Source organism: Streptomyces sp. NPDC054047 (assembly GCF_055585065.1).
Genome location: NZ_JBVJKV010000001.1, coordinates 389,696 through 411,961, shown reverse-complemented (window position 1 = coordinate 411,961; position 22,266 = coordinate 389,696). Strand labels below are relative to the sequence as shown.

Genomic DNA, 22,266 nt, shown 5'->3' with positions numbered 1-22,266 from the left:
TATCGGCCGCCACTGACAGTCCTGCCGGGAGCCCTCAGTCCGGTGGCCGTCCACTGTGCGCCGCGAGCTGTTTCTCCTCGCGCCGCTGCGCCCTGCGCCGCAGGAACCGCCGGATTCGCGAGATCAGGAAGTACAGCAGGATCAGACCGAGCACCAGCAGGACGGCCGCGATGATCGCCGCCGCCTCCGGATAGAACATCGCGAAGCTGATGATCCCGCCGACCCCGAGATCCTCGGCCGTGCTCACGATGACGTTGCTGAACGGTTCGGGCGACGTGTTGATCGCCATCCGCGTCCCGGCCTTCACGCAGTGGCTCGCCAGCGCGGTGGAACCGCCCACCGCGCCCGCCGCCAGGTCGGGGAGCGAACCGCTCTGGCCCGCGAGCAGCGCACCCACCACGGCGCCGGACACCGGCCTGATCACGGTGTGCGCCGTGTCCCACACCGAGTCGACGTACGGGATCTTGTCGGCGACGGCCTCGCAGGCGAAGAGGACCCCGGCGACGATCAGCACATCAGGACGTTGCAGCGACTCGGGAACCTCGTCGGTGATCCCGGTCGCGCCGAAGACACCGAGCAGCAGGACCACGGCGTACGCGTTGATCCCGCTTGCCCAGCCGCTGGTGAAGACCAGGGGGAGTACGGACACGGACGCGATCGTAACCAGTCGGGAACGTCCCGGCCTGGGGATGAGCACCCAGGTCTGAGTATCCGTACCTAGTGATGGAGATGAGTAGTAGCGCGGATGGGTCCCGACCTGCGCGGACGGAAGAGTGAGGGACACGGAGAAGGGCGCAGCGCCCGTACCGCCGACACGGGGCGGCGGAACGGCGCGGCGCCCTTAACCGCTCCTCCCACCCCGCCGAAGGTGGGAGTGAGGCACGGGGTGACGGGCGGCCGCTCGGGGGATGACCACCCGGGGGGCCGAACGGGGGACTGCGGGGGAACGCGAGAAGCGCCGGTCCGGTGCCGCCTGGAGATCAGGTGAGACCGGACCGGCGCCCTTGTGTGCGCGGCCTCCGGGACGGCGTGCCTTCCGGGACGGCGCTGCTTCGGGAGGGCTCAGCGCCCGCCGCTCACCCGGCCCTGCAGCAGCCGCGAGAGCGCCGAGTGCACGTCGTCCAGGGAGCGCTCCGGCTGGAAGGCCTGCCAGTCGAGCGCCGCCACCAGGACCATCCCGACGAGCGCGGCGGCCGTCAGGGGGATGTCGATCTCCTCGCTGAGCTCGCCGTTCTCGACGCCCGCGCGCAGCACGTCCTCGACGACGGCGACCGCCTGCTGCCTGACCACCATCAAGGTGGACTGCCAGGCACGGTTGGTGCGCCACAGCTCGGCGACGTACAGCTGGGTGAAGGCCGGATAGCGGTCGATGAAGACCAGGCCCGCCCGGATCATCGCGTCCAGCGCGTCGACCTGCCTGCCGCCGCTCCCCGCCGCCTTCTCGGCCGCCTCCTTCAAGGAGGCGGTGAGCAGGCCGACGCCGTGCCGCAGCAGCTCTTCGAAGAGGACCGACTTGCTCGCGAAGTTGTAGTAGACCGTGCCCTTCGCGACCCCGGCCCGCTCGGCGATCTCGTCGACCGTCGTGGCCGAGAAGCCCTGCTCCGCGATGAGGGTGACGGCCGCTTCGTAGAGCTTCTGCCGGGTGGCCTCACGCCGGGTGCTGGTTGCGCTGCTGTCCATGGGCCTGATTCTCACAGGTCTTGCCGCCCGGACAGGCCCGGTTCCAGGTCTCACAGGCTCAGCTCCGGGTGCAGGCGGTCCAGGGTCCACACCTGCTTGCGGCGCGCGGAGAGCGCGGTGAGCGCCAGGGCGCCCGCGGTGAAGGCCGTGAGCACCGCGCACGCCTGCCAGACGGGGCCCAGACCGCCGCCCGTGATGAGCCTGCGGAGGGCGTCGACGACGTAACTCATCGGCAAGAAGGGGTGGATCCAGCCGAAGAACGACGGACTCGTCTGGACGGGGTACGTGCCGCCCGCCGAGGTCAGCTGGAGCATCAGGACCGCGAGGACGAGGATTCGCCCGGCCGCCCCGAAGCGCGCGTTCAGCCACTGCACGATCGCCGCGAAGCAGCACGTCACCAGGCAGAGGAAGCCCACCGTCCCGGCCGCCCGCGTCATCTGCAGGCCCAGGCCCCAGTGCAGGACCGACATCAGGGCCGCCACCTGGAGCACGCCGAGGGCGGCGACCGGCAGCCAGCCGGCGAACGCGATCCGCCAGGCGGACGCGCCCGCGGCGAGCGCGCGCCGGTTGAGCGGCTGGATCAGCATGTACGCCACCATCGCGCCGACCCACAGGGACAGCGGGATGAAGTACGGGGCGAAGCCGGTGCCGTAGTTGGGCGCCTTGTGCATCGACTGGGAGGCGAGCTGCACCGGGTCGGCCATGACGTCGGTGCGCTCGTCGCGGTCCTTCTTGTCGTAGTCGGGGATCTTCTTGACGCCGTCGTGCAGCCCGCCGGACAGCTTCTCCGAGCCGTCGGCCAGCTTGAACAGGCCGCCCTTGAGGTCGGTCGCGCCCGTCTTGAGCCTGCCCACGCCCGCGTCGAGGTCCGTGGCGCCGGTCTTGGCGGTGCCGAGGCCGGTGTGCAGCTTCTTGGCGCCCTTGGCGACCTTGCCCGCGCCCGTGTTGAGGTCGTTGATCTGGGTGACGGCCTTGTCCAGGTCCTCGTTCAGGTGCGGTGCGCGGTCGGCGAGCGCCTGGGACTTCTTCTGGAGCGCGGCCAGGTGCTTGTCGAGCTTCTTGATGTCGCTGCTTTGGTCCTTGACCACGGTGTTCATGTCGTCCGCGATGGTCGACACGTTCTCCGCCGCCGTCTTGGCCTTCTTGATCTCCGGGCAGGCGGGGTCGGGCACCGGGAGGTTCTCGCAGCGCTTCGTATAGAAGTCGCCGATCGTCTCGGAGCCCTTCTTGGCGCCGTCGGCCGCCACGGGGGCGAGCTTGACCCAGGTGTCCAGGTTGCCGCGCAGGGCCTTGGAGGAGTCGGCGACGAGCTGGGCCGTGTCCCCGACGGTCTTGCCGTTGTCCTTCAGGAAGGGCCGCACCTGGTCCGCGGTGCCGTTGACCTTGTCGGCCAGCTTCTGGGTGCCGTCCGAGACCTTCTTCGAGCCGCTCTGAAGGTCACCGGCGCCCTTGTCGAGCTTCTTGATGCCCCCGGCCAGGTCGCCGCTGCCCTTCTTGGCGTCCTTGAGGCCGGTCACGAGCTTCTTCGAGCCCTTCTTGGCCTCGCCGATGCCGCTGTCGAGCTTGTCGGCACCCTTGGCGGCCTTCTCGGTCTCCCCGTGGATGTCGGAGAACGAGATGAAGATCTTGTCGAGGAAGGAGCGCGAGGCCTTGGTGGAGGCCGCCGTGCGCACCTCGGAGAAGACCGTCCGGGAGATCTGCCCGACGATGTAGTTGTTGGCGTCGTTCGTACGGACCTGGAGCGCGCCCGTCTCCGGGGAGTCCCCCGAACTCGACGCGACGCGCTTGCTGAAGTCGGACGGCATCGTCAGGGACAGGTAGAACGTGCCGTCCTCGATGCCCTCACGCGCCTCGGCGGAGCTCACCTCGTGCCAGTCGAAGGTCTTGCTGTCCTGGAGTCCGTCGACGATGCCGTCGCCCATCTCGAGCTTCTTGCCCGCGGCCGTGGCGCCCTTGTCGTCGTTGACGAGGGCCACCGGGATGCGGTCGAGACGGCCGTACGGGTCCCAGAACGAGCACAGGTACAGCGCGCCGTACAGCAGGGGGAGCAGCAGGAGCGCGACGAGCGCCGCACGCGGCATCTTCCCCCTGCCGAAGCGCCTGAGCTCAAGAGCGGCCAGCTTCGGCGAGCGCATCCGCCGTCTCCTTGTCGTCGTCGTTCGGGGCTGCGTTGTCGGCGTTGGCGTCGGCTGATTCGGTCGGGGCCTCGGTGGGCTTCCGGTCCGTGGAGAGGGAGATCGCGTCGTCGGGCGCCTCGGCGCACACGGCGACGACCGTGGTGCCGCTCTCTGCGATGGACCTCAACAGGGCCCAGGCCTCGTCCCGTTCGGCGTCCGACAGCTTGAGGTCGACGTCGTCGACGCCCAGCAGCAGGGGCCGCCCGATCAGGGCCAGGGCCACGGAGAGCCGCAGCGCCTCGAGGCGCTCCAGGTCACGTACGGAGGTCCGGCGCCCCTTGGGCAGCGCCTCCATGTCGAGCCCGGCCGCCGCCAGCGCGGTGTCCACCCGCAGCCGCGCCTCGGCGGCCCGCTCGGCGCGCGGCTTCAGCAGCCCCCGCAGGGAGCCGCCGAACCGCCGCTCCAGAAGCGCCCGTTCGTGCAGGTGCTCGGCCACGGTCAGCGCCGGATCGAGATCCGTCACGCCGGTCACGGGCCCCAGCGCGCTGATCCGGCGCACCGCCGCGAGCTGCTTGGGCAGCCGGAAGCCCCCCACGGAAGCCTCTCCCTCCGTGGGGCGCATCCGCCCGGTGAGCGCGAGCAGCAGACAGGTCCGGCCCGATCCCGAAGGCCCCTCGACCGCGATCAGCGCCCCGGCCCCGGCCTCGACATCGACCCCGCGGAACGCCCAGCCCCGCGGTCCCTTGAGCCCGAACCCCTGCGCTGTGACGGCGGCTCCCCGCGCGCCGTCGTTCGGCCCGTCCACAGTTCCCCCCTCGCACCTTCTTTTGAACTGACTGGTCAGTGCAAAAACTAACGCGAACCCGCGATCGGGGCAAAGTCGCAGGTCAGAGCCGATTGTCAGTGGCGTACTACACGATGTGCACATACGGCCACATAGCCGTTACGCGACGACAGGAGGTTCGTCATGGCCAGCACTTCCGCAGCAGCCGCACGTCGGCACCGCCCCGTCGGCCCCGCCCCCGCAGCCACCGGCCCCGCGAGCGACGTCCACCCCGTCCTGCGCCGGGCCACGGCCCCGCCCGCCGCACTCGAACTGCTCGCCCAGGCCCGCGCCGGCATCGACGAAGCCGCGCACCTGGAGACTCCGAACGAGCGCTACGCCACGGCCCACCTCGCCGCCCTGCGCACCGCCGCCGCCGTCCTCGCCGCCCGCGGCCGCCCCGAGGCGACCCCGCGACGCAGGCAGCGGATCCGCAGCGCCTGGGAAGTGCTCCCCGAGATAGCGCCCGAACTGAGCGAGTGGAGCGCCCTGTTCGCCTCCGGCGCGGCGCGCAGGGCCCGCGCGGAGGCCGGCATACAGGGCGCGGCCACCGTCCGGGACGCGGACGACCTGCTGCGTGACGTGGCGATGTTCTTACGCCTCGTCGAGCGGATGCTGGTGCTCCAGCCCGTGCTGCCCCAGCCCAGGCAGGAGCCGCCGGACGCGACCCGGGACGGGTGACGGGGCAGTCGGCCGAAGGCAATAGGGTGGGAGCGCCCGCATCCTCCTGTCTGCGGCAAGAGCAGGCGGAGGGAACCCCCTAGCTCCGCCGCCGACATGCGGTGGACGCGCCGAGGAGTCAACTGCCGTGTCGGACCCGATGCGCCCCCGCGCTTCTCTCCGTACCGCCGTGGTCTGGGAGGTCCTCAAGGACGCCCTCGACCGCCGGGTCAAGGCCACGGGCCGGGAGTCACACTCCCTCGACGTGCTCGACACCGGAGGCGGCAGCGGCAACTTCGCCGTGCCCGTCGCCCGGCTCGGCCACCGCGTCACCGTCGTCGACCCCAGCCCGAACGCCCTCTTCGCGCTCGAGCGCCGGGCCGCCGAGGCGGGCGTCGCCGATCGGGTGCGCGGTGTCCAGGGCGACGTACACGGCCTGTTCGACGTAGTGGAGCGCGCCGGGTTCGACGCCGTCCTGTGCCACGGCGTCCTGGAGTACGTGGACGACCCCGCCGAGGGCGTGCGCAACGCGGTCGGCGCGCTGCGCCCCTCCGGCACCCTCAGCCTGCTCGCCGCCGGTCTGGGCGGAGCCGTGCTCGCCCGGGCGCTGGCCGGGCACTTCACCGAGGCCAGGCAGGCGCTCGGCGACCCGGCGGGACGCTGGGGCGACGGCGACCCCGTGCCGCGGCGCTTCACCGCCGAGCAGCTCACCGACCTGGTCGAGGCCTCGGGCGTCAGGGTCGACGCGGTGCACGGAGTGCGGGTCTTCGCCGACCTCGTCCCCGGCGTCCTGGTGGACACCGAGCCCGGCGCCCTGGAGGCCCTCCTCAAGCTGGAGGCGGCAGCGGCGGAGCTCTCCGCCTTCCACTCCGTGGCCACTCAGCTGCATGTGCTCGGTGAGACCCGGGATGCCGACGAGGCCTGAAACCTGCCCGGCTGGCCGCTGATCAGCAGCGCAGCCGCACATGGAGTACGGCACATACCCCCCGAACGGGCTATGGGCGCCGTATGATCGAGGCAGACCGTCCGGCATGCCGGATCGGCCGCTGGGGAATGCACGCTTCAGCGAGCCGGAGCGGCAGGGCGGTCCGGTTTGGCGAAGTTGGCGCAGAGGGGCGGGTTTCACGGGGGCGATTCCCTGCCTATCCTGAAGGGGACCCCCGGTCGCCCCGGCGACTGCACGATGAGGAGGACTCCGTGCCGCTCTCGGAGCACGAGCAGCGCATGCTCGAGCAGATGGAGCGAGCGCTGTACGCCGAAGATCCCAAGTTCGCGACAGCGCTCGAGGGAAGCGGGCTGCGTACGTACACCCGGCGACGGGTCTACCAAGCGGTCGCGGGCTTCCTTGTAGGTATCGCCCTTCTCATGGCCGGAATGGTCGCCCAGCAGATCTGGGTGAGCGTGGTGGGATTCCTCGTCATGCTGGGATGTGCGGTGCTCGCCGTCACCGGATGGCGCAAAGCGCCCAAGCCAGGTGAACAGCCGGCCGCCGGCACGCCCACGGCACCGGGCGGCGCCCCGGCCGCACGTCGGCAGACCAGGCAGCGCCGGTCGATGATGGACCGGATCGAGCAGCGTTGGCAGCGTCGCCGCGACGAACAGGGCCAATGAGCTTCTAGCTTTTCGTTCTTCACAGCAGTTCACAGCAGTACGTACTGCTGCACGTAAGGGGTGACCGCCCAGGCGGTCACCCCTTACGCATGGGCTGCTCAGCCCCCTGTGGCCCTCTGGCAGCCCCCTGCGCCTCCTGCCGCGACTCAGCCCTCCTGCTGCGACGGCTGGGACGGCCCCGAAGGCCTCCGCAGCGCCGTCCACCGCTTGGTGATCCGCTCCGACCACCGCTCCTTGAGGGCCGTCCAGCGGTCCGAGACCGCCCACACCACCCGTGCGGCCGAACGCGGGGCCAGTGTCGCGCGCAGCCGGGCCGGACGGCTGGAGGTGGCCTCCAGGCCGTCACAGACACGGCGCACGTCGTCGGCCAGGCCGGCCGTCGGCTGGGGCCGTGGCGCGTAGAGCACCTGTTCGACGGCGGCGGCCAGGCGGTGGACGGACTGCGCGGGTGCGTCGGCGAGCTGCCCGACGCGGACGATCCGGGCCGCCGCCTTGCGCGGGGTCTGCGACTCGTCCGGCGCGATCCCGTGGTCCCAGGCGGTGTCCGTCACCTCGAGCCAGGCGGCCAGGGTCCGTGCGCCCGCGTCCGCCTCCGTACGCCCTGGTGAGCCCAGGCGCACCGCGCGGATCCGCTTGCGCCACAGCATCGGCAGCAAGGGCAGGCCGAGCGCCACCAGCGCCCCCAGGGCGATGGCCACGATCATGCCGATCGGCGGCCCTTCGCCGCCCGAACCGCCCGCGATCGCCGGGGCCGTGCTCGCGCAGCCGCCCTGCTTCTGCTGGTCGGGTGGGCAGCTCGTGGAGGCCGACGGCGCGTCCGACGGAGCCGCCGACTCGCTCGACTCGGGCGCCGCCGGGTCGCTCGCACCGTCGGAGGGGGTGTCCGGGCGCGTGTAGTCGGGCACCGTGCCGCGGTTCGGGGTCGGCTCGAAGCGGGTCCAGCCCACGCCCTCGAAGTACAGCTCGGGCCAGGCGTGCGCGTCCCGCAGACCGACCGACATCGAACCGTCCGCCTGCGCGGCACCGGGCGTGAAGCCCACCGCGACGCGCGCCGGGATGTCCAGCGTCCGCGCCATGGAGGCCATCGCGAACGAGAAGTGGACGCAGAAGCCTTCCTTCTGCTCCAGGAAGCGGGCTATCGCCGCCGGGCCGCTGCCCGCCCGTACCTGCGTGTTGTACGTGAAGCCGCCCTCCGAGGAGAACCAGTCCTGGAGCTTGACCGCCTTCTCGTAGTCGTTCGACGTGCCCTTGGTGATCCGGCGGGCCTCGGTCGCCACCACGGGCGGCAGCGATTCGGGCACCTTGGTGAACTCGTCCGCGAGCTGCTTGGGCGGCTCGGCGGCGCCCGCGAGCTGCTCGGCCGTCGGCTGCACGATCAGGCTCTTGACCTCGTACTGCGCGCCGCGCGTCGTCTGACCGCGGTCGCCCACCAGGGCGCGCCCCACCGGCTCGTACCGCCAGCGGCCGTTGATCTTGACCTCGCTCGCCGGATAAGGCATCGGCAGCCAGTTCTGCGCGTAGCCCTCGGCGGCCGAGATGTTCGTCTGGATCTCGCTCCTGGGGACGTCGGGGTAGAGCCCCGGCGGGTCCTCGAGGCGCGGAGGCACGTCCTCGATGCTGCGGACGGTGGTCTTCCAGGCCGTGCCGTCGAACTGGTCGAGGGAGACGATCCGCAGATAGAGGTTCTCGGTCTCCTTGGCGTTCGTCTTGTACGAGATGACCTCGCGGTCGTCCGGTTCGTTCAGGCTGTCCTGGAGCGCGACCAGCGGATTCACCGCGGAGATCGTGCCGCCACCGCCGGAACCCGAGCCCCCGGCGCCGCCGGAACCGTCGAGGAGCCCGCCGTCCAGGGCGGGCAGCGCGAGCGGCACCACCAGGGCGATGCCCAGCGCGACCGCGCCGATGCGCCGCCCCGTGCGGACCGGTGCGACCGCGCCGCTGTCGGTCTCCAGGCCTCCCGCGACCCGGCCGGGCGCACGCGCCGCGCCCCCGAAGACCCGCCCCCACTGGGAGAGCCGGTCGCGGCCCTCCGCCAGGAGCAGCAGCAGATACCCGGCGGCCGCGAGCAGGAACCACAGCCACCCCGCCCCGTCCCCGGAGAGCCCGGCGGCGACGGAGTACAGCGCGAGCAGCGGAAGCCCCGCGGGCGCCGCCGTACGGAAGGTCACCGCGAGGGCGTCCACCGCGAGGCCGATCACCAGGACGCCGCCGACCAGCATCAGCCGGATGCCGTCACTGAGCGGCGCCGGGATCGCGTACTGCCCGACGTCGTTGCCGCCCGCCTCGAGCAGCAGCCCGAACTCCCGGAACACCTCGGGGCCCGGCAGCACACCGGCGACGGCCTGCTCACGGGCGAAGACCAGGGTGAGCAGCAGCAGCGTCACCAGGGCCTGCACCGCGACCGTGACCGGCCGGGCCAGCGGGACGCGCCGGGTGAGCGCGCCCACGCCGCTCTGGAGAGCGAGCAGGATCGCCGCCTGGATGAACCACGTCGCCGGATCGACGAGCGGCAGCAGCGCCCCCGACGCCATCAGTGTGGCCGCCGTGGCACAGAGCGCCAGTCGCGTGCGCCCACTCATGCGGTTCCCCCTGTTGTCGTACGTGCTGTCGTACGTGCGCGGGCTCGGCCGCTCATCCCCAGCCCCCGGTCGTCGTCCCCGCCGCCGGAGCCGGGCCCGTGCTCGCCCGCAGATGGTCCGCCTGGCGCCACAGGTCCACCAGCGCGACCCCGGGAGGCACGGCCACGGCCGTCCAGCCCGCCTCGCGCAGCATCCGGACCCGCTCGTCGCCGGGGCCCGGGACGGCGCCGCCCGGGCCCTGGGTCCAGGCCGTGCTGTCCAGGACGAAGGCCACGGCGGCGCCGCTGCGCTGCCGCATCTTGGCGGCCACCGTCGTCTGCTCCTCGTCGAGGTCGCCGAAGAAGGCGATCAGCAGGCCTTCGTTGCCCCCGCGCAGCACGTCGTACGCGGGGGAGAGCCCCGCGCCGTCCGAGTGGTCGATCACCGCGAGGGTGTCCATCATCAGTCCCGCCGCGTCCGCCGACTCCTGGCTGGCGCCCGCGAAACCGTCCGAGCCCTCGCCGGGCACGGAGTTCCCGGTGTCGGTCAACAGCCGTACCGAAAAGCCCCGTTCGAGCATGTGCACCAGGGCGGACGCCGTGCCCGACACCGCCCACTCGAAGGCGGAGTCCGGACCCGCGCCCCGGAAGGCGTGCGCCCGGGTGTCCAGGAGCACCGTGCAGCGGGCCCGCTGCGGCTGCTCCTCGCGGCGCACCATCAGCTCGCCGTAGCGGGCCGTGGAGCGCCAGTGGACGCGGCGCAGGTCGTCGCCGTGGCGGTAGCCCCGCGGGATCACGTCGTCCTCGCCCGCCAGGGCCAGCGAGCGGTGCCGCCCGTCGCCGTACCCCTTGGCCTCGCCGGTGAGGCGCACCGGAGGCAGTGCATCCACGCGCGGAATGACCGTCAAGGTGTCGTACGTCGAGAAGGAGCGGGTCAGTTCGCACATCCCGAAGGGGTCCGTCAGGCGGAGCTGGAGCGGACCCAGCGGATAGCGCCCCCGCAGGTCCGAGCGGACGCGGTAGGACACCTCGCGGCGGCCCCCCGCCTCCACCCGGTCGAGCACGAACCGGGGCCGTGGCCCCAGGACGTAGGGCACCCGGTCCTGGAGCATGAGGAGGCCCGTGGGCAGCCGCGAGACGTTGTCCATCCGCAGATGGACCCGGGCCTCCGAGCTGGCGGGCACGCGCGCGGGGGAGAGCCTGCGGCTGCCCGCGACGCGGTAACGGGTGCGGTAGAGCACCGTCGCGCACACCAGCGGCAGGACGGCGAGCAGCAGCCCGACCCGGAGCAGATCACTCTGGCCCAGGACGTACGCGCAGACGGCGGCGGCGATCCCGGCCGCGAGGAACGAACGCCCGCGCGTGGTCAGACCCGCGAGCGCGGTCCGCAGTCCGCCCTTCCCCTCCTCGGCCTGCGCCGGCTGCGGCCCCCCGGCCGCCATCACAGCCTCCGTGCGCCGGGCGGCTGCTGGTTGAAGTAGCCGCTGCCCGGCTGCACGGCGGCCGGGACGGGCGTGCGCTGGAGGATCTCCAGGACGACCGATTCGGCCGTACGCCGGTTCAACTGGGCCTGCGCGGTGGGCAGCAGCCGGTGCGCGAGCACCGCCACGGCGAGGGCCTGGACGTCGTCCGGCAGGGCGAACTCGCGGCCGCTGAGCGCCGCGGACGCCTTGGCGGCCCGCAGCAGGTGCAGCGTCGCGCGCGGGGAGGCCCCGAGTCTCAGGTCGGGGTGGTTGCGGGTCGCCCCCACCAGTTCCACGGCGTACCGCCGCACGGTGTCCGCGACGTGGACCGTGCGGACCGCGTCGATGAGCTTCACGATGTCGTGCGCGTGCGCCACCGGCTGGAGGTCGTCCAGCGGCGAGACACCGCCGTGCACGTCCAGCATCTGCAGCTCGGCCTCCGGGTTCGGATAGCCGATCGAGACGCGCGCCATGAAGCGGTCGCGCTGCGCCTCGGGCAGGGGATAGGTCCCCTCCATCTCGACGGGGTTCTGCGTCGCCACCACCATGAAGGGGCTCGGCAGTTCGTAGGTCTGCCCGTCGATGGTGACCTGGCGCTCCTCCATGGACTCCAGGAGCGCGGACTGCGTCTTGGGGGACGCGCGGTTGATCTCGTCGCCGATCACGATCTGCGCGAAGATCGCGCCGGGCTTGAACTCGAAGTCCCGGCGCTGCTGGTCGAAGATGGACACACCGGTGATGTCCGACGGCAGCAGGTCGGGCGTGAACTGGATGCGCCGCACGGAGCAGTCGATGGACCGTGCAAGTGCCTTGGCGAGCATGGTCTTGCCCACGCCAGGCACGTCTTCGATCAGCAGGTGCCCCTCGGCGAGGAGCACGGTAAGCGAAAGCCGTACGACCTCTGGCTTGCCTTCGATCACACCCTCGACCGACCTGCGGACACGCTCCGCTGTGGCGGTCAGATCAGTGAGGCTCGCTCGATCGTCATAGGTCGTCACCCGGCCCTCCTCGGACACGTTCTCCGGGCCGACGCATGTGTGTGCGGCCCGGCCCACCCCGAATCACGGACACCACGCACGAATCGTTCAGCGTGGTGCCCACCCCGCATTCTTGTTGGGCATACCGGGTTGTGTCACTCGCCCGTGGATAACTGGCGGCGATATGTCGGGTCTTGCGGCCTTTTGGCCGTCGAGCCGGTCCGGAAAGGTCCGGTCCGGACCCGGTCACCCAGGGGCGATCTCCCGCAGCAGACCCGTGGTCACATCGAAGACGAATCCCCGCACATCGTCGGTGTGCAGGAGGAACGGCGAGGTCCGAACGCGCTGCATCGACTGCCGCACGTCCTGGTCGACGTCGCGGAAGGCCTCCACCGCCCAGGCGGGCCGCTGGCCGACCTCGAGCTCCAGCTCGTGCCGGAACTCCTCGGTGAGGCTCTCCAGGCCGCAGCTGGTGTGGTGGATCAGTACGACGCTCTTCGTGCCGAGGGCGCGCTGGCTGATCGTCAGGGAGCGGATGACGTCGTCGGTGACCACGCCGCCCGCGTTGCGGATGGTGTGGCAGTCGCCCAGTTCGAGGCCGAGCGCGTCGTGGAGATCGAGGCGGGCGTCCATGCAGGCGACGACGGCCACGCCGAGCACGGGACGGGCGTCCATGCCGGGATCGGTGAAGCCGGCGGCGTAGCGCTGGTTCGCCTCGACGAGGCGGTCCGTGACGGTGCCGGCGGCTATGTCACCGCTCGGCTCTGCGGGAGTGCGGCCCGTAGGGGATGCGGAAGTCGACATGGCTATGACGTTAGTCGGCACTGATCGACCGGGCCCGCTGTGAGAAGGGACAAAGAACGTCAATGAGTCTTGTTGTGAGCTAACCCACAGAGCTGCGGTGCCTACCCCCGAACGGGTGACGAGGCACGTTCCACGGCTCGTCGAGGACCCGTCCGCGACGCGCAGGCCAGTTGATTGACCGGGCGACAGGGTGGACTAAAGTGACGCGAAGTGGGAGGGCCGTGACCTGCTCCCCGCTGGACAGTTCACACCGGGGATTCCCGAATCCCCCCGCGTGCGCGGCGCGTACGTACGGCTCGGCCTCCTCCCGCTCCCGGTCGGCTGACGCCACTTCCCCGGCGCCAGCAGGCCATTCCCCTTCCCGAGCGGGCGGGGACCCGGCCGTGCGCACGTCTCGCCGCGCCGGATCTGAGAGGGCCCTTTGAGCCAGACCCGACACGTCCCGGTGATGCTCCAGCGATGCCTGGACCTGTTGGCCCCCGCGCTCGCCGAGCCGGGCGCGGTCGTCGTCGACTGCACCCTGGGACTCGGCGGCCACAGCGAGGCGCTGCTGTCCACCTTCCCGTCGGCCCGCCTCATCGGCCTGGACCGCGACAAGGAGGCCCTGCGGCTCTCCGGGGAGCGGCTCGCCCCGTTCGGCGACCGGGCCGAGCTGGTGCACGCGGTCTACGACGAACTCCCCGAGGTGCTCGACCGGCTCGGCATCGCCAAGGTCCAGGGCGTCCTCTTCGACCTCGGCGTCTCCTCGATGCAGCTCGACGAGGCGGACCGCGGCTTCGCCTACGCGCAGGACGCGCCCCTGGACATGCGCATGGACCAGACGGCCGGCGTCAGCGCCGCCGAGGTCCTCAACACGTACGCGCCGGGCGAACTGGTGCGCATCCTGCGCCAGTACGGCGAGGAGAAGCAGGCCAAGCGGATCGTGAGCGCCGTCGTGCGCGAGCGCGAGAAGGAGCCGTTCAGCAACAGCGCGCGGCTCGTCGAGCTGATCCGTGACTCCCTGCCGCAGGCCGCCAAGCGCACCGGCGGCAACCCCGCCAAGCGCACCTTCCAGGCCCTGCGCATCGAGGTCAACGGCGAGCTGAGCGTCCTGGAGGCGGCCATCCCGGCGGCCGTGAAGACGCTCGCCGTCGGCGGCCGCATCGCCGTCCTCTCGTACCACTCGCTCGAGGACCGCCTGGTCAAGCAGGTCCTCGCGGCCGGCGCCGCGACCACCGCGCCGCCCGGCCTGCCCGTCGTCCCCGAGCGCTACCAGCCCCGGCTCAAGCTCCTCACGCGCGGCGCGGAACTGCCCACCGAGGAAGAGGTCGCCGAGAACCGCCGGGCCGCCCCGGCACGGCTGCGGGGTGCGCAGCGCATCCGCGAGGAGACTCCGTGAAGCGCGCCCGCCGGGAGCATCCGTGATCGGCGTCCCTGAGGAGGCCCCATGAGCAAGAAGCCCGAGCTGCGCGGAAGGGCCGCCCGGCTCGCCCGGCTGCTGCCGTCGGGGCCGAGCCAGGCCGCGCGCACGCCGTTCGTCCTGCTCGTCGTGCTGCTGCTCGGCGGCGGTCTGATCGGCCTCCTCATCCTGAACTCCTCGCTCAACGAAGGCTCGTTCCAGCTGAGCGAACTCAAGAAGGAGACGACGGAGCTCACGGACCAGGAGCAGGAGCTCCAGCGGGACGTGGACGCCTACGCGGCTCCTGACGCCCTCCAGCGCCGCGCCCGCGAGCTCGGCATGGTGCCGGGCGGCGACCCGGCCTTCCTGAACCCGGACGGCACCGTGCGCGGCGTTCCCGGAGCCGCCGAGCAGTCCGCGGCGGGGCCCGATCCGCGCCCGCAGGAGGTGGCCTCACCGGCCCCCTCGGTCTCGATCCCGGTGACGCCCGCCCCCGAACCGCTCCCGGCGTCCCCGGCGCCCGCCGCCACGGAATCGGCCCCCTCAGCTGCCCCGCCCACGCCCACGCCCACCCCTTCCGCGAAGCCCGGCCCCACGACCTCCGGCAGGTGACGTAAGTGACGGACCGCCAACCCCCGCGACGCAGGGTCCCGGGTCCCGCGCGGCCCTCGCGCCCCGCCCGCCCCGGCCAGCAGCGCCGCACAGGAGGGGGAGCCGGGCCCGCCCGCCGCCCGCGCACGGCCGCCTCCAAGACCCGCACCATCCGGCTCGGCAGCCCGCGGCCCCGCCTGCGCATGGTGAGCCTCGGTCTGACCCTGGTGATGCTGGCCTTCGTCGTACGCCTCCTGCAGGTGCAGGCGGTGGACGCGAGCGTCTACACCACCAAGGCCGAGAAGAACCGCTACTTCAGCCACGTCCTGGCCGCCGAGCGCGGAGGCATCACCGACCGCCGCGGCGTCGAGCTGGCCGCCAGCGTGGACGCGTACGACATCACGGCCGACCCCACGATGTTCACGGCCAAGGAGATGGGCATCAAGGACGGGCCCGAGCAGGCCGCCGCGCTCCTCGCCCCGATCCTCGACAAGGACGTCGACCGGCTCACCGAGCAGCTCAAGACCCCCAAGACGCGCTACGTCCTGCTCGCGCGCCGGCAGACCCCGCAGGTCTGGAAGCAGATCAAGGACCTGCGCGGCGCGCTCGCCGACAAGGAGGGCACCGACAAGAAGAGCGCCAACGTCCTGGCGGGCGTCTTCCAGGACCCCAGCAGCAAGCGCGTGTACCCGAACGACACCCTGGCCGCCGGGATACTGGGCTGGGTCAACGCCGAGGGCAAGGGCGCGGGCGGCGTGGAGCAGCAGCTCGACAAGGAGCTCGCGGGCAAGGACGGCAAGATCAGGTACGCCCAGTCCGGCGGCCACCAGGTGCCGACCGCCGGCAGCACGGAGACGCCCGCCGTGCCCGGCTCGGACGTCGAGCTCACCATCGACCGCGACATCCAGTGGGCCGCCCAGAACGCGATCACCGAGCAGGTGGAGAAGTCCAGGGCGGACCGCGGCTACGTGATAGTGCAGGACAACAAGACCGGCGAGATCCTCGCGATGGCGAACTCGCCGGGCTTCGACCCGAACGACCTCTCGCAGGCCGACGGCACGGCACTGGGCAACGCCTCGCTCCAGGACGCCTTCGAGCCGGGCTCGACCGCCAAGGTCATGTCGATGGCCGCCGTCCTCGAGGAGAACGCGGCCACCCCCGGCACCCATGTCACGGTCCCCAACCGGCTGCACCGCGGCGACCGGCTCTTCAAGGACGACATCGACCACCCGACCTGGCACCTCACGCTCAGCGGCGTGCTCGCCAAGTCCAGCAACATCGGCACCATCCTGGCCACCGGCGAGCTGGGCAAGACCCAGAAGGAAGCCAACCGGTCGCTCTACTCCTACCTGCGCAAGTTCGGCATCGGCAGGGAGACCGGGCTCGGCTTCCCCGGCGAGACCTCCGGCATCTTCGCGCCCCCCGACAAGTGGTCCACCTCGCAGCAGTACACGATCCCGTTCGGCCAGGGCTTCTCGATCAACGCGATGCAGGCGACCTCCGTCTACTCGACCATCGCCAACGGCGGCGTACGCGTCGAGCCCACGCTGGTGCGCGGCATAAAGGGCCCCGACGGCCGCTTCACGCCCGCGCCCAAGCCCAAGAAGACCCGCGTGGTGAGCGAGAAGACCGCCAGGACCGTGTCGCAGATGCTCGAGTCCGTCGTCGACGACGAAGAGGGCACGGGCACCAAGGCCCGCATCGCCGGCTACCGGGTCGCGGGCAAGACGGGTACGGCCAACCGGGTCGACCCCGAGACCGGCCGGTACAAGGGCTACACCTCGTCGTTCGCCGGGTTCGCGCCCGCCGACAAGCCGCGCGTCACCGTCTACTGCGCCATCCAGAACGCCACCAAGGGCAGCTACTTCGGCGGCCAGATCTGCGGCCCCATCTACAAGGAAGTCATGCAGTTCGCCCTCAAGACGCTCCAGGTCCCGCCCACCGGCAAGGGCGCGGCCCGGCTCCCCGTCACCTTCGAACCCTGAGCCCCACCAGGACAAACCCGTGACAACGATCACCCCACGGCCGGGGAACCAGCCCCCGCCACACCGCCCGCTTCGCCCAACAGCCGGTGCGCCCGGTACGCTCACCGCCGTGCCACACGCCGATCAGTCCCAAACCACCCAGAAGGGCGTTCCCGTGACATATCCGGGACCGCCGCGGCCGGTCCAGGTCTCCGCGACGCCGCTCGCCAGGATCGCCGATCAGCTGGGCGTCGCCGCCCCGGGCACGGGGGAGGTCAGCGGCATCACGCACGACTCCCGCGCGGTCCGGCCGGGCGACATCTACGCTGCCCTGCCCGGCGCCCGGCTGCACGGCGCCGACTTCGTCGCGCAGGCCGCCGACCTCGGTGCCGCCGCGATCCTCACCGACCCGACGGGCGCCGAACGCGCGGCCGTCACGGGCCTGCCGGTCCTGGTCGTCGCCGACCCGCGCGGCTCCATGGGGGAGCTCGCGGCCACGGTGTACGGCCATCCGGGGCGCGATCTGCTGCAGATCGGCATCACCGGAACGTCCGGCAAGACCACCACCGCCTACCTCGTCGAGGGCGGCTTCAAGGGCATCAAGTCGACCGGCCTCATCGGCACGGTCGAGATGCGCATCGGTGACGAGCGGATCAAGTCCGAACGCACGACCCCCGAGGCGACCGACCTCCAGGCGCTGTTCGCGGTGATGCGCGAGCGCGGCGTCGAGGCCGTCGCCATGGAGGTCTCCAGCCACGCCCTCGTGCTCGGCCGGGTGGACGGCTGCATCTTCGATGTCGCCGTCTTCAACAACCTCAGCCCGGAGCACATGGAGTTCCACTCCGACATGGAGGACTACTTCCAGGCCAAGGCGCAGCTGTTCACCAAACAGCGCTCCCGGCTCGGCGTGGTCAACTTCGACGACGAGTACGGGCGCCGGCTCATCACCGAGTCCGAGGTCCCCGTCACCACCTTCTCCGCCGAGGGCCACCCCGACGCCGACTGGCGAGCGGAAGGCGTCGAGGTGACGCCGTTCGACTCCACGTTCGTCGTGGTCGGCCCGAAGGGCGAGCGGATCACCGCGAAGTCCCCGTTGGCCGGTCCCTTCAACGTGGCCAACACGCTCTCCGCGATCGTCTCGCTGGCCGTCGCGGGGATCGACCCGCAGCAGGCCGCCGACGGCGTCGCCGCGGTGCCGGGCGTCCCCGGCCGCCTGGAGCGCATCGACGCGGGCCAGCCCTACCTCGCGGTCGTCGACTACGCCCACAAGACGGACGCCGTCGAATCGGTCCTGCGCGCCCTGCGCAAGGTCACCGAGAACAAGCTGCACATCGTGCTCGGCTGCGGCGGCGACCGGGACAAGACCAAGCGGATGCCGATGGGCGCCGCCGCGGCCCGGCTCGCCGACACCGCCGTACTGACCGCCGACAACCCCCGCGGCGAGGACCCCCTGGCGATCCTCGCCACGATGCTCGCCGGCGCCGCCGACGTGCCGGCCCACGAGCGCGGCGAGGTCGCCGTCTTCGAGGACCGCGCCGCCGCCATCCGCGCCGCCGTCGCCCGGGCCGAACCGGGCGACACGGTGCTCGTCGCGGGCAAGGGCCACGAGCAGGGGCAGGACATCGCCGGGGTGGTGCGTCCCTTCGACGACCGCCAGGTACTTCGCGAAGCTATCCAGCAAACCCAGGGATGAATCTGTGATCGCCCTCTCCCTCGCCGAGATCGCAACTGTCGTCGGCGGGCAGACGTACGACATACCGGATCCGTCCGTCCAGGTCACCGGACCGGTCGTCAGGGACTCCCGTGAAGTGGAGCCCGGCAGCCTCTTCGTCGCCTTCGTCGGTGAACGCGTCGACGGCCACGACTACGCGTCGGCGGTGGTCGAAGCGGGCGCCGCCGCCGTCCTGGCCTCGCGCCCCGTCGGCGTACCGGCCATCGTCGTGGACGACGTGCAGGCGGCGCTCGGTGCCCTTGCGCGGCACGTCGTGGAGCGCCTCGGCGCGACGCTCGTGGCGCTCACCGGCTCCGTCGGCAAGACCAGCTCCAAGGACCTGCTCGCCCAGGTCCTGCGGAGCAAGGCGCCCACGGTCTTCACGCCGGGCTCGCTCAACAACGAGATCGGCCTGCCGCTCACCGCCCTCAGCGCCACCGACGAGACGCGGTTCCTCGTCCTGGAGATGGGCGCCCGCGGAGTCGGCCACATCCGCTACCTCACCGGCCTCACCCCGCCGAAGATCGGCCTCGTGCTCAACGTCGGCACCGCCCACATCGGCGAGTTCGGCGGACGCGAGCAGATCGCAGAGGCGAAGGGTGAACTCGTCGAGAGCCTGCCCGCCGACGGCACCGCCGTCCTCAACGCCGACGACCCCCTCGTCCGCGCCATGGCTTCACGCACGAAGGCGCGCGTCCTGTTCTTCGGAGAGCGCGCCGACGCCGACGTACGCGCCGAGAATGTCCGGCTCACAGACGTCGGACAGCCTGCCTTTACGCTGCACACACCCTCCGGGTGCAGCGACGTGACCTTGCGGCTGTACGGTGAGCACCACGTGTCGAACGCGCTTGCCGCGGCCGCCGTCGCCCATGAGCTGGGCATGTCCGCAGACGAGATCGCCCGCGCGCTCTCCGAGGCGGGCACGCTGTCCCGCTGGCGGATGGAGGTCACCGAGCGCCCGGACGGCGTGACGGTCGTCAACGACGCCTACAACGCGAACCCCGAGTCCATGCGAGCCGCCCTGCGCGCGCTCGCGGCCATGGCCAAGGGACGTCGTACGTGGGCGGTGCTCGGTCACATGGCCGAGCTCGGTGACGAGGGGCTCGCCGAACACGACGCGGTCGGACGGCTCGCTGTCCGACTGAACGTGAGCAAGCTCGTGGCAGTCGGGGGCAGGGAAGCGTCCTGGCTCCAACTGGGCGCATACAACGAGGGTTCGTGGGGTGAGGAGTCGGTGCACGTGTCCGACGCACAGGCGGCGATCGACCTGCTGCGCAGCGAGCTGCGCCCGGGAGACGTCGTGCTGGTGAAGGCTTCCAGATCGGTCGGTCTCGAGCGGGTCGCCACGGCGCTGCTCGACGACTCCGCGTCGTCCGAGGGGCAGGTCGCCGGCCGATGAGGCAGATCCTCTTCGCGGGTGTGATCGGGCTCTTCCTGACCCTGGTCGGAACCCCGCTCCTTATCAAGTTCCTTGCCCGCAAGGGCTATGGGCAGTTCATCCGGGACGACGGCCCGCGCGAGCACCACAGCAAGCGCGGTACGCCGACCATGGGTGGCATCGCCTTCATCCTCGCCACGCTCATCGCGTACTTCCTCACGAAGGTCATCACGGGCACGGAGACCACGCTCTCCGGGCTCCTCGTGCTCTTCCTGATGGCGGGCATGGGCCTCGTCGGCTTCCTCGACGACTACATCAAGATCGTCAAGCAGCGCTCGCTCGGTCTGCGCGCCAAGGCGAAGATGGCGGGCCAGCTGATCGTCGGCATCGGCTTCGCCGTGCTCGCGCTCAACTGGCCGGACAACCGCAACCAGACCCCGGCCTCCACCAAGCTGTCGTTCGTCACGGACTTCGGCTGGTCGATCGGCCCGGTGCTCTTCGTGGTCTGGGCGCTGTTCATGATCCTCGCGATGTCGAACGGCGTGAACCTCACCGACGGCCTCGACGGACTCGCCACCGGCGCCTCCGTGATGGTCTTCGGCGCGTATACCTTCATCGGTGTCTGGCAGTACCAGGAGTCCTGTGCCAACGCGGTCACGCTGACCAACCCACAGGCGTGTTTCGAGGTCAGAGACCCACTCGACCTCGCCGTCGTGGCCTCCGCGCTGATGGGCGCCTGCTTCGGCTTCCTGTGGTGGAACACCTCGCCCGCCAAGATCTTCATGGGTGACACCGGCTCGCTCGCCCTCGGCGGCGCGCTCGCCGGACTCGCGATCTGCTCGCGCACGGAGATGCTCCTCGCCCTGCTCGGCGGCCTCTTCGTCCTGATCACGATGTCCGTCGTCATCCAGGTCGGCTCCTTCCGGATGACCGGGAAGCGCGTCTTCCGCATGGCGCCACTGCAGCACCACTTCGAACTCAAGGGGTGGTCCGAAGTCCTTGTGGTGGTCCGCTTCTGGATCATCCAGGGCATGTGCGTGATCGTCGGACTCGGCCTCTTCTACGCAGGATGGGCAGCCAAGAAGTGACCAGCTGGCAGGGGAAGAACGTCACCGTCGCCGGGCTCGGTGTCTCCGGTATCCCGGCGGCCCGCGTGCTGCACGGCCTGGGCGCGGTCGTCACGGTCGTCAACGACGGCGACGACGAGCGCTCCCGTACGCAGGCCGACGAGCTGGCGGCCGAGGGCATCACCGTCCGCCTCGGCGACGGGGCCACCCTGCCCGAAGGCACCGAACTGATCGTCACCACGCCCGGCTGGCAGCCGGACAAGCCGCTCTTCGCGGCGGCCGCCGCGGCGGGTGTCGAGGTGTGGGGCGACGTGGAGCTGGCCTGGCGCCTGCGCGGCCCCGATGCCGCGCCGTGGCTCGCGGTCACCGGCACGAACGGCAAGACCACGACCGTGCGCATGCTGGCCTCGATCCTGGAGGCGGCAGGGCTGCGCACCGCCGCCGTCGGCAACATCGGGGTCTCGCTGCTCGACGTCGTCACCGGCGACGAGCCGTACGACGTGCTCGCCGTCGAGCTCTCCAGCTACCAGCTGCACTGGGCGCCCTCGCTGCGCGCCCACTCCGCGACGGTCCTGAACCTCGCCCCCGACCACCTGGACTGGCACGGCTCCATGGAGGCGTACGCCGCCGACAAGGGCCGGGTGTACGAGGGCAATCAGGTCGCCTGCGTCTACAACGTCGCCGACAAGGCGACCGAGGACCTGGTCCGCGCGGCCGACGTCGAAGAGGGCTGCCGCGCCGTCGGTTTCACGCTGAACGCGCCCGCGCCCTCGCAACTGGGCGTCGTGGACGGCATCCTGGTCGACCGTGCGTTCGTGCCGGACCGCCAGAAGCAGGCGCAGGAGCTCGCGGAGATCTCCGACGTGCAGCCGCCCGCGCCGCACAACATCGCCAACGCCCTGGCCGCGGCCGCTCTCGCGCGCGCCTACGGCGTGCCGGCGACGGCCGTGCGCGACGGCCTGCGCGCCTTCCGTCCCGACGCCCACCGCATCGAACACGTCGCCGACGTGGCCGAAGTGGCGTACGTCGACGACTCCAAGGCCACCAACACCCACGCCGCGGAAGCCTCGTTGGCGGCGTACGAATCGATCGTCTGGATCGCGGGCGGGCTCGCCAAGGGCGCCACCTTCGACGAGCTGGTCACCAAGTCGGCCAAGCGACTTCGGGGTGTCGTCCTGATCGGCGCCGACCGCGCGCTGATCCGCGAAGCCCTGGCGCGACACGCGCCCGAGGTCCCGGTCGTCGACCTCGACCGGACCGACACTGGGGCGATGTCCGAGGCGGTACGGCAGGCGGCACGGCTCGCCGAGCCGGGGGACACCGTACTGATGGCTCCGGCCTGTGCGTCGATGGACATGTTCACCAACTACAACAAGCGTGGTGACGCGTTCGCGGACGCGGTCCGCGAACTCGGCGCGAGCGCCTGACGCGGGCCCCAGCGGTCCGGGGGCGCCCGGCACCCTTAGGAGGGCACGTGGCAGCGTC

At 71.5% G+C, this 22,266-nt stretch carries 18 protein-coding genes; 10 read left to right on the top strand and 8 right to left on the bottom strand.

The window, feature by feature from the left end; all coding sequences use genetic code 11:
- Positions 1 to 34: 34 nt before the first annotated feature.
- From ACZ6ZP_RS01915 to ACZ6ZP_RS01900, 4 genes are all read right to left on the bottom strand, one after another.
- Complete coding sequence (locus tag ACZ6ZP_RS01915; RefSeq protein WP_361463770.1) at positions 35 to 649, bottom strand: DUF4126 domain-containing protein; 615 nt, start codon at positions 647 to 649, stop codon at positions 35 to 37.
- A 413-nt stretch (positions 650 to 1,062) separates the two neighbouring features.
- On the bottom strand, positions 1,063 to 1,680 hold the full coding sequence (locus ACZ6ZP_RS01910) for a TetR/AcrR family transcriptional regulator (RefSeq protein ID WP_351162424.1): 618 nt from the start codon (positions 1,678 to 1,680) through the stop codon (positions 1,063 to 1,065).
- A 50-nt stretch (positions 1,681 to 1,730) separates the two neighbouring features.
- Positions 1,731 to 3,815, bottom strand: a complete 2,085-nt coding sequence (locus ACZ6ZP_RS01905) for a YhgE/Pip family protein (protein ID WP_383819453.1) — start codon at positions 3,813 to 3,815, stop codon at positions 1,731 to 1,733.
- Entirely contained in the window at positions 3,787 to 4,602 is an 816-nt protein-coding gene (locus tag ACZ6ZP_RS01900) for an ATP-binding cassette domain-containing protein (RefSeq protein WP_469405209.1), read from the bottom strand. Before ACZ6ZP_RS01900 ends, ACZ6ZP_RS01905 begins: the two co-directional genes overlap by 29 nt.
- 162 nt (positions 4,603 to 4,764) lie before the next feature.
- Between ACZ6ZP_RS01900 and ACZ6ZP_RS01895 the strand changes: the two genes are divergently transcribed.
- The 3 genes from ACZ6ZP_RS01895 to ACZ6ZP_RS01885 all read left to right on the top strand — a co-directional run bounded on the left by ACZ6ZP_RS01895 (position 4,765) and on the right by ACZ6ZP_RS01885 (position 6,891).
- Complete coding sequence (locus ACZ6ZP_RS01895) at positions 4,765 to 5,301, top strand: SAV_6107 family HEPN domain-containing protein (RefSeq protein WP_469405206.1); 537 nt, start codon at positions 4,765 to 4,767, stop codon at positions 5,299 to 5,301.
- A 127-nt stretch (positions 5,302 to 5,428) separates the two neighbouring features.
- Positions 5,429 to 6,205 carry a methyltransferase gene (locus ACZ6ZP_RS01890; RefSeq protein ID WP_351162416.1) on the top strand — a complete coding sequence of 259 codons (777 nt, stop codon included), beginning with the start codon at positions 5,429 to 5,431 and terminating at the stop codon, positions 6,203 to 6,205.
- A gap of 272 nt (positions 6,206 to 6,477) precedes the next feature.
- Positions 6,478 to 6,891, top strand: coding sequence for a DUF3040 domain-containing protein (locus ACZ6ZP_RS01885; RefSeq protein ID WP_351162414.1), 414 nt, complete (start codon positions 6,478 to 6,480; stop codon positions 6,889 to 6,891).
- A 146-nt stretch (positions 6,892 to 7,037) separates the two neighbouring features.
- Here the strand turns inward: ACZ6ZP_RS01885 and ACZ6ZP_RS01880 are convergent, their stop codons facing one another.
- The 4 genes from ACZ6ZP_RS01880 to ACZ6ZP_RS01865 all read right to left on the bottom strand — a co-directional run bounded on the left by ACZ6ZP_RS01880 (position 7,038) and on the right by ACZ6ZP_RS01865 (position 12,755).
- The gene (locus ACZ6ZP_RS01880; protein ID WP_366462272.1) at positions 7,038 to 9,470 is read right to left on the bottom strand and encodes a transglutaminase TgpA family protein; all 2,433 of its coding nucleotides are present in this window, start codon (positions 9,468 to 9,470) and stop codon (positions 7,038 to 7,040) included.
- A gap of 52 nt (positions 9,471 to 9,522) precedes the next feature.
- The gene (locus ACZ6ZP_RS01875; protein ID WP_469405204.1) at positions 9,523 to 10,890 is read right to left on the bottom strand and encodes a DUF58 domain-containing protein; all 1,368 of its coding nucleotides are present in this window, start codon (positions 10,888 to 10,890) and stop codon (positions 9,523 to 9,525) included.
- On the bottom strand, positions 10,890 to 11,909 hold the full coding sequence (locus ACZ6ZP_RS01870; protein WP_351162408.1) for an AAA family ATPase: 1,020 nt from the start codon (positions 11,907 to 11,909) through the stop codon (positions 10,890 to 10,892). The genes ACZ6ZP_RS01875 and ACZ6ZP_RS01870 overlap by 1 nt, the downstream gene beginning before the upstream one ends.
- Before the next feature lie 225 nt (positions 11,910 to 12,134).
- Entirely contained in the window at positions 12,135 to 12,755 is a 621-nt protein-coding gene (locus ACZ6ZP_RS01865) for a beta-class carbonic anhydrase (protein ID WP_469405203.1), read from the bottom strand.
- A 358-nt stretch (positions 12,756 to 13,113) separates the two neighbouring features.
- On the opposite strand from ACZ6ZP_RS01865, the gene rsmH reads away from it, so the two are divergent.
- The 7 genes from rsmH to murD are packed head-to-tail and all read left to right on the top strand — an operon-like array spanning position 13,114 to position 22,208.
- Positions 13,114 to 14,070, top strand: coding sequence for a 16S rRNA (cytosine(1402)-N(4))-methyltransferase RsmH (gene rsmH / locus ACZ6ZP_RS01860; protein ID WP_469405200.1), 957 nt, complete (start codon positions 13,114 to 13,116; stop codon positions 14,068 to 14,070).
- A 48-nt stretch (positions 14,071 to 14,118) separates the two neighbouring features.
- On the top strand, positions 14,119 to 14,682 hold the full coding sequence (ftsL, locus tag ACZ6ZP_RS01855) for a cell division protein FtsL (RefSeq protein ID WP_351162402.1): 564 nt from the start codon (positions 14,119 to 14,121) through the stop codon (positions 14,680 to 14,682).
- A gap of 5 nt (positions 14,683 to 14,687) precedes the next feature.
- On the top strand, positions 14,688 to 16,646 hold the full coding sequence (locus ACZ6ZP_RS01850; protein WP_351162400.1) for a peptidoglycan D,D-transpeptidase FtsI family protein: 1,959 nt from the start codon (positions 14,688 to 14,690) through the stop codon (positions 16,644 to 16,646).
- Between the two features lie 19 nt (positions 16,647 to 16,665).
- Positions 16,666 to 18,318 (top strand): UDP-N-acetylmuramoyl-L-alanyl-D-glutamate--2,6-diaminopimelate ligase, encoded by a 1,653-nt coding sequence (locus ACZ6ZP_RS01845; RefSeq protein ID WP_351162398.1) that lies wholly within the window; start codon positions 16,666 to 16,668, stop codon positions 18,316 to 18,318.
- A 4-nt stretch (positions 18,319 to 18,322) separates the two neighbouring features.
- Entirely contained in the window at positions 18,323 to 19,735 is a 1,413-nt protein-coding gene (locus tag ACZ6ZP_RS01840) for a UDP-N-acetylmuramoyl-tripeptide--D-alanyl-D-alanine ligase (RefSeq protein WP_351162396.1), read from the top strand.
- Positions 19,732 to 20,802 (top strand): phospho-N-acetylmuramoyl-pentapeptide-transferase, encoded by a 1,071-nt coding sequence (mraY, locus tag ACZ6ZP_RS01835; protein WP_351162394.1) that lies wholly within the window; start codon positions 19,732 to 19,734, stop codon positions 20,800 to 20,802. Before ACZ6ZP_RS01840 ends, mraY begins: the two co-directional genes overlap by 4 nt.
- Positions 20,784 to 22,208 (top strand): UDP-N-acetylmuramoyl-L-alanine--D-glutamate ligase, encoded by a 1,425-nt coding sequence (gene murD / locus ACZ6ZP_RS01830; RefSeq protein WP_361463755.1) that lies wholly within the window; start codon positions 20,784 to 20,786, stop codon positions 22,206 to 22,208. Before mraY ends, murD begins: the two co-directional genes overlap by 19 nt.
- The last annotated feature ends 58 nt before the right edge of the window (positions 22,209 to 22,266 follow it).